Annotated in this window: 13 protein-coding genes; 11 read left to right on the top strand and 2 right to left on the bottom strand. The window is 68.9% G+C overall.

What is annotated here, in order from left to right; all coding sequences use genetic code 11:
• Window positions 1-21: 21 nt before the first annotated feature.
• The 3 genes from ilvC (at window position 22) to serA (ending at window position 4,049) form a co-directional block, all read left to right on the top strand.
• Window positions 22-1,041, top strand: a complete 1,020-nt coding sequence (gene ilvC / locus OG394_RS38855) for a ketol-acid reductoisomerase (RefSeq protein WP_328996919.1) — start codon at window positions 22-24, stop codon at window positions 1,039-1,041.
• Between the two features lie 94 nt (window positions 1,042-1,135).
• Window positions 1,136-2,326 (top strand): S1 family peptidase, encoded by a 1,191-nt coding sequence (locus tag OG394_RS38860; protein ID WP_328992351.1) that lies wholly within the window; start codon window positions 1,136-1,138, stop codon window positions 2,324-2,326.
• 121 nt (window positions 2,327-2,447) lie between these two features.
• Window positions 2,448-4,049 carry a phosphoglycerate dehydrogenase gene (gene serA, locus OG394_RS38865; RefSeq protein WP_328992352.1) on the top strand — a complete coding sequence of 534 codons (1,602 nt, stop codon included), beginning with the start codon at window positions 2,448-2,450 and terminating at the stop codon, window positions 4,047-4,049.
• A 162-nt stretch (window positions 4,050-4,211) separates the two neighbouring features.
• Here serA and OG394_RS38870 read toward each other — a convergent pair whose 3' ends face one another.
• Window positions 4,212-4,778 carry an O-methyltransferase gene (locus OG394_RS38870; protein WP_328992354.1) on the bottom strand — a complete coding sequence of 189 codons (567 nt, stop codon included), beginning with the start codon at window positions 4,776-4,778 and terminating at the stop codon, window positions 4,212-4,214.
• 408 nt (window positions 4,779-5,186) lie between these two features.
• On the opposite strand from OG394_RS38870, the gene OG394_RS38875 reads away from it, so the two are divergent.
• The 5 genes from OG394_RS38875 (at window position 5,187) to OG394_RS38895 (ending at window position 9,990) form a co-directional block, all read left to right on the top strand.
• Entirely contained in the window at window positions 5,187-6,230 is a 1,044-nt protein-coding gene (locus tag OG394_RS38875; protein ID WP_328992355.1) for a 3-isopropylmalate dehydrogenase, read from the top strand.
• Between the two features lie 51 nt (window positions 6,231-6,281).
• Window positions 6,282-7,373 carry a branched-chain amino acid aminotransferase gene (locus OG394_RS38880; protein WP_328992356.1) on the top strand — a complete coding sequence of 364 codons (1,092 nt, stop codon included), beginning with the start codon at window positions 6,282-6,284 and terminating at the stop codon, window positions 7,371-7,373.
• Between the two features lie 134 nt (window positions 7,374-7,507).
• Window positions 7,508-7,903 carry a hypothetical protein gene (locus tag OG394_RS38885; protein ID WP_328992357.1) on the top strand — a complete coding sequence of 132 codons (396 nt, stop codon included), beginning with the start codon at window positions 7,508-7,510 and terminating at the stop codon, window positions 7,901-7,903.
• Window positions 7,904-8,134: 231 nt separating this feature from the next.
• The gene (gene cimA / locus OG394_RS38890) at window positions 8,135-9,724 is read left to right on the top strand and encodes a citramalate synthase (protein ID WP_328992358.1); all 1,590 of its coding nucleotides are present in this window, start codon (window positions 8,135-8,137) and stop codon (window positions 9,722-9,724) included.
• On the top strand, window positions 9,721-9,990 hold the full coding sequence (locus OG394_RS38895) for a hypothetical protein (protein ID WP_328992359.1): 270 nt from the start codon (window positions 9,721-9,723) through the stop codon (window positions 9,988-9,990). The genes cimA and OG394_RS38895 overlap by 4 nt, the downstream gene beginning before the upstream one ends.
• 32 nt (window positions 9,991-10,022) lie before the next feature.
• Here the strand turns inward: OG394_RS38895 and OG394_RS38900 are convergent, their stop codons facing one another.
• On the bottom strand, window positions 10,023-10,994 hold the full coding sequence (locus OG394_RS38900; RefSeq protein WP_328992360.1) for an SDR family NAD(P)-dependent oxidoreductase: 972 nt from the start codon (window positions 10,992-10,994) through the stop codon (window positions 10,023-10,025).
• A gap of 214 nt (window positions 10,995-11,208) precedes the next feature.
• Here OG394_RS38900 and OG394_RS38905 point away from each other — a divergent pair, with 214 nt between their 5' ends.
• From OG394_RS38905 to OG394_RS38915, 3 genes are all read left to right on the top strand, one after another.
• Window positions 11,209-12,441, top strand: coding sequence for a sensor histidine kinase (locus tag OG394_RS38905; protein WP_328992361.1), 1,233 nt, complete (start codon window positions 11,209-11,211; stop codon window positions 12,439-12,441).
• On the top strand, window positions 12,442-13,143 hold the full coding sequence (locus OG394_RS38910) for a response regulator transcription factor (protein WP_328992362.1): 702 nt from the start codon (window positions 12,442-12,444) through the stop codon (window positions 13,141-13,143).
• A 140-nt stretch (window positions 13,144-13,283) separates the two neighbouring features.
• On the top strand, window positions 13,284-16,343 hold the full coding sequence (locus tag OG394_RS38915; RefSeq protein WP_328992363.1) for a Tn3 family transposase: 3,060 nt from the start codon (window positions 13,284-13,286) through the stop codon (window positions 16,341-16,343).
• The last annotated feature ends 72 nt before the right edge of the window (window positions 16,344-16,415 follow it).

Raw genomic sequence — 16,415 nt, forward strand, 5'->3', positions numbered from 1 at the left:
AGCTACACCGTGGCAGCAGAGATGTTCTATGACGACAACGCCGACCTGTCGGTGATCCAGGGGCGCAACGTGGCCGTGCTCGGCTTCGGCAGCCAGGGCCACGCCCACGCGCTGTCGCTGCGCGATTCCGGTGTCGACGTTCGCGTCGGCCTGCCCGAGGGCTCGAAGTCCCGGGCCAAGGCGGAGGCCCAGGGCCTGCGCGTGCTCACGCCGTACGAGGCCTGCGAGGAGGCCGACGTCATCGTCGTCCTCGCGCCGGACCCGGCTCAGCGCAGCCTGTACAAGGAGGCCATCGAGCCGAACCTGGTGGACGGCGACGCGCTCGTCTTCGGCCACGGCTTCAACATCCGCTTCGGCTACATCAAGCCGCCGGCCGGTGTGGACGTGTTCATGGTCGCGCCGAAGGGCCCGGGGCACCTGGTCCGCCGCGAGTACACCGAGGGCCGCGGCGTACCCGTGCTCGTCGCCGTCGAGCAGGACGCCTCCGGTAAGGCGTGGGACCTCGCCCTGTCGTACGCGAAGGGCATCGGCGGTCTCCGGGCCGGCGGTATCAAGACCACCTTCACCGAGGAGACCGAGACCGACCTGTTCGGCGAGCAGGCCGTGCTCTGCGGTGGTGTCTCCGCGCTGGTCCAGGCCGGGTTCGAGACGCTGACCGAGGCGGGTTACCAGCCCGAGGTCGCGTACTTCGAGTGCCTGCACGAGCTCAAGCTGATCGTCGACCTGATGTACGAGGGCGGGATCGCCAAGCAGCGCTGGTCCGTCTCCGACACCGCGGAGTACGGCGACTACGTGTCCGGCCCGCGCATCATCGACGCGTCGGTCAAGGCCCGGATGAAGGATGTCCTCAACGACATCGTCGACGGTAAGTTCGCCGACCGGTTCATCGCCGACCAGGACGCGGGCGCGCCGGAGTTCGCCGAGTTCCGCAAGAAGAGCGAGTCGCACCCGATCGAGGCCACCGGCAAGGAGCTGCGCGCGCTGATGGCGTGGGTCAAGTCGCACGACGACGACTACGTCGAAGGCACCGCCGCCCGCTGATCACCACCGATGCCCGGCCGTCCCGTGTGGATGGCCGGGCATCGGCCTGTCTGGTGAGAGAATCGGGCCCGTGACGCAGAGGGGGAAGCGGTAGATGGCGACGGACGGGCTGCCACGCCCGCCTCGGCGCGTGCCCGCGGGCGCTGATCCGCTTCGCCCGCCGACCGTCGTCCAGGGCCGGACGCCCCGAAAGCAACAGCAGGTTGTACGACGCGCGCCGCGAGCGTGGTACCTCATTCCCCTCGTGCTGGCCGTCGCCGCCGCGGGCGTGGGCGCCGGCTGGTTGCTCCGCGCCGAAGAGGGCATCCTCGATACGGCCGCGGCCCAGCGTGCGGTCGGCTCGGGCGTGGTCACCGTGCTGGCGACCACCTGCCAGGGTGACGGGCGGGCGACCGGATTCCTGATCGGCGACAACAAGGTCATCACGGCCGCCCGGGCGATCTTCGGGCCGGTCTCGGTCGTGGTGGTGACCGCCGACGGCCAGGTCCGCAGCGCCACGGTGATGGGCACAAGCACGGACGGCATCGCCCTACTGCGGATCCCGGGCCCGCCGATCGACGGCCAGCCGCCGTCGCGCGCGGCCAAGGCTCCGGCCATTGGTACCGAGCTCGCGTTGATCGGTAACGGCAACGAGTACATCGGCACCGATGACGTCGGCAGTGGCACGGTCAAGGTCTCGGTGGCCGGCGCCAACCAGCTCAGCGGCTCGGTCAACGAGGCCTTGCTCGGATCGCCGTTGGTGAATGTCGACGGCCAGGTCGCCGGCGTACTGACCGGGCTGAGTGTCTATCTCCCGCCGGCCGGGATCGAGCCCTACCTCGGCGCCGCGCCGCCGATCAGCTCGACACGCGGTGGCGTCTGCCCGGCGGCCCAAGGGCCGGAAGACCTCGTCACCCCGGTCCTCGACGACAAGCCCAGCGAGTTGTCGGGCGCCGTGATGCAGACCTTCGAGCGGTACGTCCGCGCCGTCAACGCGCACAGCTTCGAAGCCGTCCTGGCGACCTATACCGGCAAGCAACTGGCTCGCGCGAGCCTCGAGACGGTCAGCCGGCAGCACCGGACGACGTACCTGTTCGGGCCGCGCGTCAGCGACATCACGCCGATCGGCGTCGGGGGAGTACGGGCACGGATGGTGTTCACCACCATCCATCACACCGATGGGCCCGCCGCCAATATGACCTGTGCGAGATGGAACATCATCTACCAGCTGGAGCCGTCGGACGGCGTACTGAAGATCTCGGGTCTCACCACAGGCGGGAAGACCCTCGGTTGTGACGGTGCGTGACGTTTCGCACAGCGAGCCCCGGTCGGGGGTCACTGACACGAGCGGGTAGCATCGTTACCAGCGGGCACAGCGCGGTGCTCAATCTCCACCGAGCCCTTCCGCAACTGCTGAGGAAAGCCCCATGACTGTTGATGTCACCCGTCCGGTCGTTCTGATCGCCGAGGAACTGTCCCCGGCCACCGTCGAGGCTCTCGGTCCCGACTTCGAGATCCGGCAGGCGAACGGCGCCGATCGCGCCGAGCTGCTCGCCGCCATCGTCGATGTCGACGCGATCCTGGTCCGCAGCGCGACCAAGGTCGACGCCGAGGCCCTGGCCGCGGCCAAGAAGCTGAAGGTCGTCGCCCGCGCGGGCGTCGGTCTCGACAACGTCGACGTGAAGGCCGCCACCCAGGCCGGTGTGATGGTCGTCAACGCGCCCACCTCGAATATCGTCAGCGCCGCCGAGCTGGCGGTCGCGCTGCTGCTCGCCACCGCGCGGCGGATCCCGGCGGCCGACAAGTCGCTGAAGAACGCCGAGTGGAAGCGCAGCAAGTACACCGGTGTCGAGCTGTACGAGAAGACCGTCGGCATCGTCGGCCTCGGCCGGATCGGCGTCCTGGTCGCGCAGCGCCTGGCCGCCTTCGGCATGAACGTGATCGCGTACGACCCGTACGTACAGGCCGGTCGCGCCGCCCAGATGGGCGTCCGCCTCGCCACCCTGGACGAGCTGCTCGCGGCCTCCGACTTCATCTCCGTGCACCTGCCGAAGACGCCGGAGACGCTGGGCCTGATCGGTGACGAGCAGCTGCACAAGGTCAAGCCCGAGGTCATCATCGTGAACGCGGCCCGCGGCGGCATCGTCGACGAGCACGCGCTCTACACCGCGCTCAAGGAAGGCCGCGTCGCCGGCGCCGGTGTCGACGTGTTCGCGACCGAGCCGTGCACCGACTCCCCGCTGTTCGAGTTCGAGAACGTCGTCGCCACCCCACACCTCGGCGCCTCCACCGACGAGGCCCAGGAGAAGGCCGGTGTCGCCGTCGCCAAGTCCGTCCGCCTCGCGCTGTCCGGCGAGCTGGTCCCGGACGCGGTCAACGTCCAGGGTGGCGTCATCGCCGAGGACGTCCGGCCGGGTATCGCGCTGACCGAGAAGCTCGGCCGCATCTTCACCGCGCTCGCCGGTGGGGTCGCCCAGCAGCTCGACGTCGAGGTCCGCGGTGAGATCACCCAGTTCGACGTGAAGGTGCTCGAGCTGGCCGCGCTCAAGGGCGTCTTCGCCGATGTCGTCGAGGAGAACGTCTCCTACGTGAACGCGCCGCTGCTCGCGGCCGAGCGTGGTGTCGAGGTTCGCCTCGTCACCGACCACGAGAGCCCGGATCACCGCAACCTGATCACCCTGCGCGGCACGCTTGCCGACGGCGAGCAGGTCTCGGTTTCTGGCACGCTGGTCGGCGTCAGGCAGGACGAGCGTTTGGTCGAGGTCGACGGCTTCGACGTCGAGGTCCCGCTGGACGCGCACCTCGCGTTCCTCAGCTACGAGGACCGTCCGGGCATCGTCGGTACGGTCGGCCGGATTCTCGGCGAGGCCGGCGTCAACATCGGCGGCATGCAGGTCAGCCGTGACCGCAAGGGCGGCAAGGCCCTGGTCGCTCTGAGCGTCGACTCCAGCATCAACCCGACCCTGCTCCAGGACATCGCGACCGCCGTCGAGGCCGACACGGCACGCACGGTCGACCTCGAAGCCTAGGCAGTATCGGTCTGAAAATGCAGGTGGGCCCGATCCCTCCCGGCGGGAGGGGATCGGGCCTTGGTCGGCCGCCATGCGCCTGCGGGCGGCAAACCGTCACTTCAGGCTACGGATTCACCGGTTCATCGGCTGATTCGCCCATGATGTGAGACCCGTCAAATTTCAACGTCTGGTGGCCAGCAAGACGGCCGCGTCGGGCGCGACCATCACCTCGACGGTGGTGAACCGCTTGTCGGTCAGCCACTCCTGCCGCAGCGCGTCGACCCGGCCTTCGTACATCGGCGGCCAGACCATCGACGGCGTGAAGTCGTCCAGTACGACGAAACCGCCCGGCTCGACCGCCTCGGCCACCACATCGCGGGCCGACAACTTCGCCTCGCGCGCGTCGACGAACAGCAGCGCGAACGGGCCGCGCTCGATCAGCGCCGTCCAGTCCGCTTCCAGCACCTCGATCCGGTCATCGCCGGAGAAGAGCTCGGCCACGGCCTGAGCCAGTTGCGGGTCACTCTCGGCCGTGACGATCTTCGTTCCCTCGGCCGCGCCGCTGCGCAACCAGGCCGAACCGACACCACAACCGGTGCCGAGCTCGCCCAAGGTGCCACGCCGGGACGCCGCGAGGGTGGCCAAAAGCCGGCCTGTCTCGTTCCTGGTCGCACTGACGAATCCGCGTCGACCGGACAGGCTGAGGGCCGCTGATACCAGCGGCGGGAGTTCTGGGGGAGCGCTCACCGGCTGAGACTCGCACAGCTCTGGCCCAGAGATGGCAACGACATCCCAGATTCCGAGATGGAATGCCCGCATGCTGGCGATTTAGTCGTACGTCGGAGTATCTTCGACAAATCATGCAGTTCGCGGTACGCATTCTTCGCTGCCGCGCCGGGGCTCGCTAAGGCCGACATCCCGGCGCGGGTTCAGGCGTACCGTCCGCCCGGATGCGCCACCGTCGGCCGATCTTTCACAAGAGAAGCGAATCCAACGGGAGAGCAGCATGTATGACATGTATCCGGCACAGTGGCGGACCATCGACGCACGCGAGCGCAAGGCGGAACGACGCCGGCGCCCCGCCCCGCGTCCGGCTGACCGCGAAGCCGTCCAAGAGGCGATGAACCGTCGCGACAATGGGGGAGAACCCACCAAGTGAGCAAGAACTTCAAGCTGGCCGTCGTCGGGGGCGATGGAATCGGACCCGAGGTCACGGCCGAGGCCCTCAAGGTCCTCGACGCGGTCAGCGCACAGCACGGTGTCACGTTCGAGAAGACCGAGTTCGACCTGGGCGCGGCCCGCTGGCACAAGACCGGCGAGACCCTCCCGGACGACGAGCTCGAGGCGATTCGCGGGCACGACGCGATCCTGCTCGGCGCGGTCGGCGACCCGACGGTCCCGTCCGGCGTACTCGAGCGCGGGCTGCTGCTCAAGCTCCGCTTCACTCTCGACCACTACGTGAACCTGCGTCCGTCGAAGATCTACCCCTCCGTCGGTTCCCCGCTGGCGAACCCGGGTGAGGTCGACTTCGTCGTCGTGCGCGAGGGCACCGAAGGTCCGTATACCGGCAACGGCGGCGCCCTGCGCGTCGGCACCCCGGCCGAGATCGCGACCGAGGTCAGCGTCAACACGGCGTACGGCGTGGAGCGGGTCGTGCGGGACGCCTTCGCCCGGGCGCAGGCGCGGCCGCGGCGCAAGCTCACGCTCGTCCACAAGAACAACGTGCTGGTCTACGCCGGTCACCTGTGGAAGCGCACGGTCGACGCCGTCGCGAAGGAGTTCCCCGAGGTCTCGGTGGACTACCTGCACGTGGACGCGGCCACCATCTTCCTGGTCACCGACCCGGCCCGGTTCGACGTGATCGTCACCGACAACCTGTTCGGCGACATCATCACCGACCTCGCGGCCGCGGTCACCGGTGGTATCGGTCTGGCCGCGAGCGGCAACATCAACCCGGACCGGTCCGTCCCGAGCATGTTCGAGCCGGTGCACGGCTCCGCGCCGGACATCGCCGGTCAGCAGAAGGCAGACCCGACGGCGGCGATCCTGTCCGCGGCCCTGCTCTGCGAGCACCTCGGCCTGACCGAGGCCGCCCGGGCGATCGAGGCCGCCGTGACCGCGGATATCGAGGAGCGCACCGGCGCCCCCCGCAGCACCGCGGAGATCGGCGACGCGATCACCAAGCGCGCGGCCGGGTGACGTCGTGTGCACGTCTCGCCTGACCACTTCTCCTAGAGGTACGGTGCGGCTATGAGCGCCGATCTGCAATTCACCGTTGAGCCCAACACCCAACCGGCCAGCGACGACCAGCGCGCCGCGGTCCTGGCGAACCCAGGATTCGGGCAAAACTTCTCCGACCACATGGCCATCGCCACGTGGAACAAGGAGAAGGGCTGGCACGACGCGAGGATCACCGCCTTCGGACCGCTGGAGCTGTCTCCCGCGACCGCGGTGTTCCATTACGCCCAGTCGATCTTCGAGGGGATGAAGGCCTACCGCCACCCGGACGACTCGATCCACGCCTTCCGGCCTGAGGCCAATGCGCGCCGGTTCAACCGGTCCGCCCAGCGCCTCGCCCTGCCGGAGCTGCCCGAGGAGGCGTTCCTGGACGCCGTCCGGCAGGTCGTGACGATCGACAAGGACTGGGTCCCGGCGGGTGGCGAGTCCTCCCTGTACCTCCGTCCGGTCATGTTCGGATCGGACCCGTTCCTCGGTGTCCGGCCGTCCGCCCAGGTGACGTTCCTGGTGATGGCCTCGCCCGCCGGGTCGTACTTCCCCAGTGGGGTGAAGCCGGTCCGGATCTGGCTCAGCGAGGAGTACACCCGCGCCGCGCCTGGTGGTACCGGTGCCGCGAAGGCCGCCGGCAACTACGCCGCCTCCCTGATCGCGCAGGCCGAGGCCGCCGAACAGGGCTGCGAGCAGGTCGCCTTCCTGGACGCGATCGAGCGCAAGTGGATCGAAGAGCTCGGCGGGATGAACCTGTACTTCGTGCTCGACGACAACTCGGTGGTGACGCCGGAGCTGTCCGGCACGATCCTCGAGGGCATCACGCGGGACTCGATCCTCAAACTCGTCACCGACCTCGGGCACCCCGTGACCGAGCGCAAGATCTCGATCGACGAGTGGCGCGAGGGTGCCGCCTCCGGCCGGATCCGCGAGGTGTTCGCCTGCGGTACGGCCGCGGTGATCACGCCCGTCGCTTCGCTGAAGTGGCACGACGGTGAGGTCCAGGTCGGCGATGGCGAGGCCGGTGCGGTCACGAACGCCATCCGCACCGCCCTGCTCGACGTCCAGTACGGCCGCGCCGCCGACCCCCACAACTGGATGACCCGCATCTGCTGATCGCACTGCCCGGCCGTGCCCCGATGGCGCGGCCGGTCCCCTTTGCCAGTCGTTCGTTCGTCGGAATACGGCTTGTATACAACCCGTGTGCAGGCCGTATTCCGACGAATGAACACATGTTGAAAGGCGTGTGTGTGGGTTTTCCTGAGGACGTCGAGGTCTATTACGCGGAGCTCGCGGCGAGCCGGGAATGGCCGCCGGAAACGGTGCGGGCGATTCGCGCGACCGTCGAGCTGATCCGGGATCTCGACCGCAGTACGACGGCCCGGACGTACGGCGCCTGGGCCGACGAGAACGGCACGGACTGGCTTTTCGAGGCCGTCTGGCACGAGCGGGAGTGGGTCGTGGTCCGCCAGCTCGGCGCCGGCGAGGACGGCGAGATCACCCGGTACTGGTGGAAGCGCATCGAGGACGACGCGGGTTTCCTCACGTCCGAGGCGCTCGACCGGGACGCCAAAGGCCTGCGGGAGCTGGCCCGGGACGACTTCTACGCCGCCTGGGACGACCCGGGCTGGTCGCTCACCGCGTAAATCTGGACTGGCGCACGCGCGGCAGTACTCCCCGGCGTACTGGATGTTCACTTTCCGAGACGCTCCGCCACGGAGTGGGCTGGGTGTGGCAGTATCCGAGATGTCATGAACAAGTTCCGGGTCATTATTCGTTAAGCGCGCTCAGCAAGCAGTACCTGAGCGCGCAGACCTCTCGCATTCGCGGGAGGTTTTTTGTTTGCCCGGAACCTACCTGCCGCGGAGGCGAAAACCGTGACCGTATCGGACGAATTCCACGTCTACGACACCACGCTGCGCGACGGCGCCCAGCAGGAGGGCCTCGCGCTCTCCGTGGCGGACAAGATCGCGATCGCGCAGCACCTGGACGACCTGGGCGTGGGATTCATCGAGGGCGGCTGGCCGGGCGCGGTGCCCAAGGACACCGAGTTCTTCCTCCGGGCACGGACCGAGCTTGACCTGCGGCACGCCACCTTCGCGGCGTTCGGCGCCACCCGCAAGCCGCAGGCCGTCGCCGCGGACGACCCGCAGGTCGCCGCATTGCGCGAGTCCGGCGCTGGGGTCGTGACGCTGGTCGCCAAGAGCCACGACGCTCACGTCGAGCGCGCGCTGCGGACCACGCTCGACGAGAACCTGGCCATGGTCGTCGACACCGTGCGCCACCTCCGCGAGAACGGCCAGCGCGTCTTCCTCGACACCGAGCACTTCTTCGACGGCTACCGCGCCAACCGGGCTTACGCCTTGGAGGTCGTACGGGTGGCCGCCGAGGCAGGCGCCGACGTCGTGGCGTTGTGCGATACGAACGGCGGGACGCTGCCGCGGGAGTTGCAGGAGATCGTGCACGACGTCCTCCAGTCCACCGGCGCCCGCCTCGGAATCCACTGCCACAACGACGCCGGCTGTGCCGTGGCGAACTCGATCGCCGCGGTTGAAGCCGGCGTCACGCACGTCCAGGGCACGGTCAACGGGTACGGCGAGCGCACGGGTAACGCCGACCTGCTCGCGGTGGTGGCCAACCTGGAACTCAAGCGCGGCATGACCCTGCTGCCGCCCGGCCGGTTGGCCGAGTCCTTCCGGATCGCGCACGCGATCGCCGAGGTGACGAACGTGCCGCCGTCGACCCGGCAGCCGTACGTCGGTGTGTCCGCCTTCGCCCACAAGGCAGGGCTGCACGCCAGCGCCATCAAGGTGGACCCGGATCTCTACCAGCACACCGATCCGGCGCTCGTCGGCAATGACATGCGGATGCTGGTCTCGGAGATGGCCGGCCGGGCGAGCGTCGAGCTGAAGGGCCGCGAACTCGGCTTCGACCTCGGCAACGACCGCGACCTGGTCAGCCGGGTGACCGACCGGGTGAAGGAGATGGAGTCGCGCGGCTACACGTTCGAGTCGGCCGACGCCTCGTTCGCGCTGTTGCTCACCGAGGAGGTCACCGGCAAGCGGCTGAGCTTCTTCGACGTCGAGTCCTGGCGGGTCATCACCGAATCCCGGGCCGACGGCGAGGCCGTTTCGGAGTCCACGGTCAAGCTCGTCGCGGGTGGCGAGCGGGAGATCGTCACCGGTGAGGGCAACGGCCCGGTGAACGCGCTCGACCACGCCTTGCGAACCGCGATCGAGAAGGCCTATCCGGTCGTCGGCAAGTTCGAGCTGGTCGACTACAAGGTCCGCATCCTCGACCAGGGCCACGGCACCGACGCGGTGATCCGGGTCCTGATCGAGACGTCCGACGGCGAGGGTTCGTGGTTCACCGTCGGTGTCGGTGCCAACATCGTCGAGGCCTCGTGGGAGGCACTGGTCGACGGTTTCAGCTATGGCCTGCTGCGCCACAAGGAGGTTCCGCGATGACCACCCTCGCCGTTCGGCCCGAGGTTCCCGAGGCGGAGGAATTGCCTGAGCGTACGCTCACCGTCTTCACCGCGCGCGTGGTGGAGACCGAGGGCCTGTTCGCCCGGGTCGCCGTACAGCTCAACCCGTACGACGTCCGCGAGCTGCGGCTGTGCTTCGAGACCGGCACCCTGCGAGCCGTCGTCGAAGGCGACGGCTTCCACGCCGAGCGCGTCGCCGCCCGGCTGAACAAGATCATCGGCGTCCTCGACGTGACCCACTCCTGACCTTCATTCCCGGAGAGTCGCTCCGGCCTGGATCAGGGCAGGGAGGCGGAGGCTCCGCCGTCGATGACCTGGGCGGAGCCGGTCATGAAGGGATAGCGGTCGGAGGCGATGTCGACAACGAGCGCGGCGATCTCCTCCGGCTTGCCGACCCGGCCGGCGGCAGGGGCGCGGGACCGGGCCACGGCGGCGATCCCGGCCCGATAGACGGAGTCGGGCAGCGACTCGGTTCCGGAGGCCTTGCGGGCCATCTCGGTGTCGGTCAGCCCGGGGAGCACCGCGTTCACGCGAATCCCGTGCGCGCCGTAGTCCAGGGCGGCCGCCTGCATGAGACCGATCAGAGCGTGCTTGCTGGCGCCGTACGCCGAGAACCCCGGCCGCACCGCGAGCGAGTTGATCGACGCGGTGAGCACGACGTTGCCGCCGTCCTCGAGCAGGTGCGGGATGCTGTGTTTGAGAGTGAAGTAGGCGCCGCGCACATTGGTGTTCTGCACATCGTCCCAATTCGCCGTGGTGATCTCGTGGACCGGCTTGATGTGATGGATGCCCGCGTTGCTGAACACGACGTCGAGCCGGCCGTACCGGGCGACGATGGCGTTCACGAAACGCACCACCTGGTCCTCCACCCGGACATCGGCCCGAACGTAGGTGGCATCGTGGCCGGCCACGCGGATCTGCTGCTCGACCTGCCGGCCGAGTTGTTCGCGGCGGCCGCAGAACCCGACGCTGGCGCCTTCCGCGGCGAACGCGATCGCTGCCGCGCGGCCGATCCCCGAGGTCGCGCCGGTGATCAGCACCACCTTGTTCGCGAACCGGGCACCGGCCGCCGGTGCGGAACTCATCCGCGGGCCGGGGTCGGCGGTGAGCCGCCCGCCGACGGCGCCGGCCGCGCCGGATACCAACGCGGTCGCCGCGGCCGCCCCGGCCATCACCGCCCTGCGACGGACCCGGCGGTCCGGCTCGGCGGTAGCGGTCGGTTCCTGCTGCTCTTCGGTCGTCCCTGTCATCGCTGTGCCTCTCGTCTCGTCACGATCGCTTTCGAGCCTAGAAACGGCAGCTGGGCGGCCGCATCTGTACGAGGGCCGAACCTGGTCCGCCTCAGGTGTCCGGCCGGTCCCACCTTCGGCCTAGGTCTCAGGGCAGAGCCGATCCGGCCTTGCGTGCGATGGCCGTGCGCCCACGATGTGGTGCACTGAGACGGTTCCCGGAGCGAAGGGCGCCATGTCCCACGATCTGTACCCCGCGGTACGGCGGCGGCCGCGGTGGTGCGCGCCACCGTGGCCGGTCTCCGCCTTGGTGACCGCCGCGGTCGGCTTCAGTTGCCTGCCGATCATCGTCAGCCGGGACCTGCGCGGTACGGACGATTCGTTCCTGCCGACCGCGCTGGCCCTGACCACGGTCGCCGGTGTGCTGGCCGTGCAGTTCCTGGTCGACCGGCGGTTCCGCGATCAGCCCCCAAAGGTCGTCGCCGCGGGTGCCCTGGCGATCCAGGCCGCACTGATCGAGGTCCTGACCCAGGTCGACGGGTTGAGCCTCGCCTCGATCATGTACCTCGCGCTTCCGTACCCCGCCGTGTCCTGGCTGGGAGCGCGGGCTGGTGTCTCGGTCTGCCTGGCCATCCTGGCCTGGTTCACGATCCGGTTCTCCGCGCACAAGCCGCTGTGGTCGGCCGGCCCGGAGGACCTGCACTCCTACGCACTATTCGCCCTGGCCATAATGTTGGTCACGACCACGGCGCTGCTGATTCGGCGGGAGCAGGCCAGCCGCCGGCACGCCGAGCGGCTGCTCGACGAGCTCGGCACCTCGCACGACCAGCTGGTCGACTCCCAGGCCCGGGTGGCCGAACTGGCCGCGATCGAAGAGCGGAACCGGCTGGCCCGCGACATCCACGACAGCCTGGGGCACCACCTCACTGTGATCAGCGTTCAGCTGGAGAAGGCGCAGGTGTTGCTCCCACCCGGGCAGGACACCGCCGCAACTGCCATCGGCAACGCGAAACGGCTGGCCGACCAGGCGCTGACGGACGTGCGGCAGTCCGTCGACACGCTGCGCCGCGACCGGGCGCCGTTCGTCCTGGGACCGGCCCTGCGATCGCTGGCCGCCGACCTCCAGGTACTGCCGTTCGAGCTGGAACTGACCATCACCGGCGACGAGCATCGGTACTCCGGACAGCAACTGGTCACTCTGTACCGCGCTGCCCAGGAAGGCCTCACCAACGTCCAGCGCCATGCCCGCGCCAATCAAGTACGGCTCACGGTGGAACTGGGCGACCGGTCGGCCCGGCTGACCCTGGACGACGACGGGATCGGCCCTCCGATCACGCCCGGCAACGGTCTTCGCGGCGTCCGCGAACGGGTCGAGCTGGTCAGTGGCCGGCTGACCCTGCTCGACGCACCCGGTGGCGGCACCAGGCTGGCGATCACCCTGCCCCGCGCAGCGAACGGGGAGGCCTGAATGGAGACGGACACCACCGACACGATCCGGCTGCTGGTAGTCGACGACCAGGAACTGATGCGGGACGGCCTGACTGCGATCCTGGAACGGCAACCCGGGCTTGAAGTCGTGGGTGCCGCGGCCGACGGCGCCGAAGCGCTGCGGCTGGTCGAGACACTGAACCCGGACGTCGTCCTGATGGACATCCGGATGCCGGTGCTCGACGGGGTCCAGGCGACCGCCGAGATCGCTCGCACCCGGCCCGGCATCAAGGTCCTGATTCTGTCCACGTTCGACGACGACGAGTATGTGCTGCAAGCCCTGCAAGCGGGCGCTGCCGGCTACCTGCTCAAGAACCTTCCCGCCCGGGACCTCGCCGAAGCGATCCGGCTGGCCCAGCGGGGCATCGTGCAACTGTCACCCGCCGCCGCGGCCAAAGTGGTCGCCGTGCTCACGACCGCCGCCGCCAGGCCGGCCACCCGGCCGGTACCGCCGCAAATCGCCCGGCTGACCGACCGGGAACGCGAGGTCCTGCGCCTGGTCGCGCTCGGCGCCAGTAACCGGGAGATCGCACGGGAGCTGATCATCTCCGAGGGCACCGTGAAGACCCACATCTCCAGCATCCTCGGCCAGCTCAAGCTGCGCGACCGCACCCAGCTCGCCGTCTTCGTCCACCAGGGCAACTCGGCCCGTGAGGAACATCGGAACGGAAACGTACGGTAAGGATGTTTGTAGGACTGGGAGTGCAGGTGGCTAGCGGCGCTGGCTCAGGTCTTGGCGTACGTTTCCGTTCCGATGTTCCCGGTCTGCTGTGGCAGCTTGGGGCTGGCCAGCGCGGTTGGTAGGCCGTAGTTTCTCGGGCCATGCCTGTTGAGTTTCTGACCGATGATCAGGCGGCCGCGTATGGCCGCTACAACGGCCCGCCTGCCAGGGCCCAGCTGGAGCGGTTCTTCTTCCTCGACGACGCCGACAAGGTGCTGGTCGGGAAGCGGCGCGGTGATCACAACCGGCTTGGGTTCGCCGTGCAGTTGGCGACGGCTCGCTATGTCGGAGCGTTCCTGGCTGACCCGGTCGATGTGCCGAGCGAGGTGGTGGACTACCTCGCCGAGCAGTTGGGCATTGCCGATCCTTCGTGTGTGAAGCAGTACTCGCAGCGGGACACGACGCACCGAGAGCATGCCGGGGAGATCCAGCGCGAGTACGGGCTGCGTGATTTCGCCGAGGTGGAGGCGGAGTTGTCGGCGTGGGTGGATGCCCGGGCGTGGACCACTGGTGAGGGGCCGAAGGCAACCTTCGACGGTGCGGTGGCGTGGCTGCGGGAGCGGCGGGTCCTGCTGCCGGGGGTGAGCACCCTTGCGAGGCTGGTGGCGCGGGTCCAGGGCGAGACGGCTCAGCGGTTGTGGGACACGCTGTACGGGATGGTCACCGATGAGCAGCGCCGACTGCTGGATCTGTCGTTGGAGGTGCCGGATGGTGCCCGGACGTCTCGGTTCGACCAACTACGGAAGGGACCGGCCGCGAAGCCGTCGGGTCCGCAGATGGTGAAGGTCCTGGATCGGGTGGCGGAAATCGCGGGCCTCGGGGTCGGCGGGATCGATCTGAGCGCGGTGCCGGCGCGGCGGGTGGCCGAGCTGGCCCGGTACGGGCTGTCGGGGAAGGCTCCGGCGTTGAAGCGGCACCCGGCTGAGCGGCGGCTGGCCACGATGCTGGCAGCGGTCCGGCAGTTGGAGGGCAAGGCGGTCGATGACGCCTTGGAGCTGCTGGACGTGTTGATGGTGTCGGATTTGCTGGCTCGCGCGGAGCGTGCGTCGAACAAGGAGAAGCTGCGCCGCTACCCATCGGTGTCCAGAGACGCGGGGAGGCTGGCCGCTGCGGTGGAGGTGCTGTTCGAGGCGACCGAGTTCGGCGAGAACATCACCGTCGAGCAGTTGTGGGAGTCGATCGAAGCGGTGGTGTCGCGCGCGGAGCTCCGCGCGGCGGTGGACAAGATCTCTGATGTGGCGCCGCCACCGGGTGCGGATCCGGATGGGGAGTGGCGCGCCGAGCTCGCCGGCCGGATCGCGACCGTGCGGGGGTTCTTGCCGATGCTGTGCGAGGTGATCACCTTCGGCGCGACCGCCGACGGCGGGCAGGTTCTGGCCGCGATGCGCGCATTGCCGGAGGTGCTGGCCTACCGGTCCCGCAAGCTGCCCGGCGGCCAGATCCCGGCCGGGCTGATCGATGCCGACCTGGTGGGTGGTGAATGGCGCCGCCTGGTGCACCGACCGGGCCTGCCGGACGGGGTGGTCGACAAGGCGGGCTGGGTGTTTTGCGTCCTGGAGCGGTTCCACCGGGCGCTGCGCCGCCGCGATGTGTACGCCGAGACCTCGACCAGGTGGCGCGATCCGCGGGCGCAGTTGCTCGATGGGCCCGCGTGGGTGGCGGCGAAGCCGGCCGCGTTGAACGCGCTCGGGTTGCCCGATGATCCGGATCCGCTGCTCGCCGCGCATGCCCGGCTGCTGGATTTGTCGTACCGGGAGGTCGGTGGCCGGCTGGTCGTGAACACCGCCGTCACCGTCGACGCCGACGGCCGGCTGCATGTGCAGCACATCGAGGCGATCCCGGACCCGCCAAGCCTGATCGACCTACGCGCGCGGCTGGCCGCGATGCTGCCGAGGGTGGACCTGTCGGAGGTCCTGCTGGAGGTGGCGTCCTGGCATCCACGGTTCATCGACGCCTTCACCGCGGTGTCCGGCGGCGGTACTCGGCTGGCCGACCTGCACGTCACGATCGCGGCCGTCTTGACCGCGCACGCCCTCAACATCGGGTACTCCCCGGTCATGTCGTCAGGGATCGCGGCGCTGACCCGCGACCGGCTGTCCCACGTCGACCAGAACTATCTGCGTGCCGAGACCTATGCGGCTGCGAACGCACCGCTGATCGAGGCCCAGACCCAGATCGAGCTGGCCCAGGCCTGGGGCGGTGGCCTGGTCGCGGCGATTGACGGGATGCGGTTCGTGGTGCCGATCCCCACCATCCACGCCCGGCCGAACCCGAAATACTTCGGGCGCAGGCGTGGCGCGCAGTGGCTGAACATGGTCAACGACCAGGCCCTCGGCCTGGGCGGCAAAGTTGTCGCCGGCACCCCGCGTGACTCCCTTCACACCATCGACGTGATCTACAGTCAAGACGGCGGCCCCCGCCCCGAGGTGATCGTCACCGACACCGCCTCTTACACCGACGTCGTGTTCGGGCTGCTACACCTGCTGGGGTTCTCCTACCGCCCCCAGTTGGCAGACCTGCCCGACCAGAAGCTGTGGCGCATCGACCTCAGCGCCGACTACGGGCCGTTGAACACTGCCGCCCGCGGCAAGGTCGACCTCGGCGCGGCCCGCCGCCACTGGCCCGACATTCTGCGGGTGGTCGCCTCGATCCACACCGGCACCGTCACCGCCCACGACGCGCTGCGGGTGCTGTCCCGCGACGGGCACCCCACCCCGCTCGGGTCCGCGGTCGCGGCATACGGGCGGATCTTCAAATCTCTGCACGTCTTGTCCTACATCGACGACGAGCCGTACCGGCGAGACATCAAGGCGATGCGGAACCTGCAAGAGACCCGCCACGATCTCGGCCGGCACGTGTTCCACGGACAGAAAGGCGAGCTGCGGCAGAAATACCACACCGGGATGGAAGACCAGCTCGGTGCGCTCGGCCTGGTCCTGAACTGCATCACCTTGTGGAACACCGTTTACCTGAACGCCGCCCTGGAAACCCTACGGGCACAGGGATACCCGGTCCTCGAAGACGACGTCGCCAGACTGTCACCGTTCATCCGCCGCCACCTCAACGTCCACGGCCACTACTCCTTCCACCTGCCCGAACTGCGCGGCGGCCGCCGCCCGCTGAGAGATCCCGACACCGCCGGCGACGACGAAGATTCCTGATCGGCCGCCCGACGAGGAGCGTCACCGCCGTGCGCGTGCTACCTGGGTGCTGGTAAGTAGTGTGTCAGCAGC

Source organism: Kribbella sp. NBC_01245 (assembly GCF_036226525.1).
Taxonomy (GTDB): Bacteria; Actinomycetota; Actinomycetes; order Propionibacteriales; family Kribbellaceae; genus Kribbella.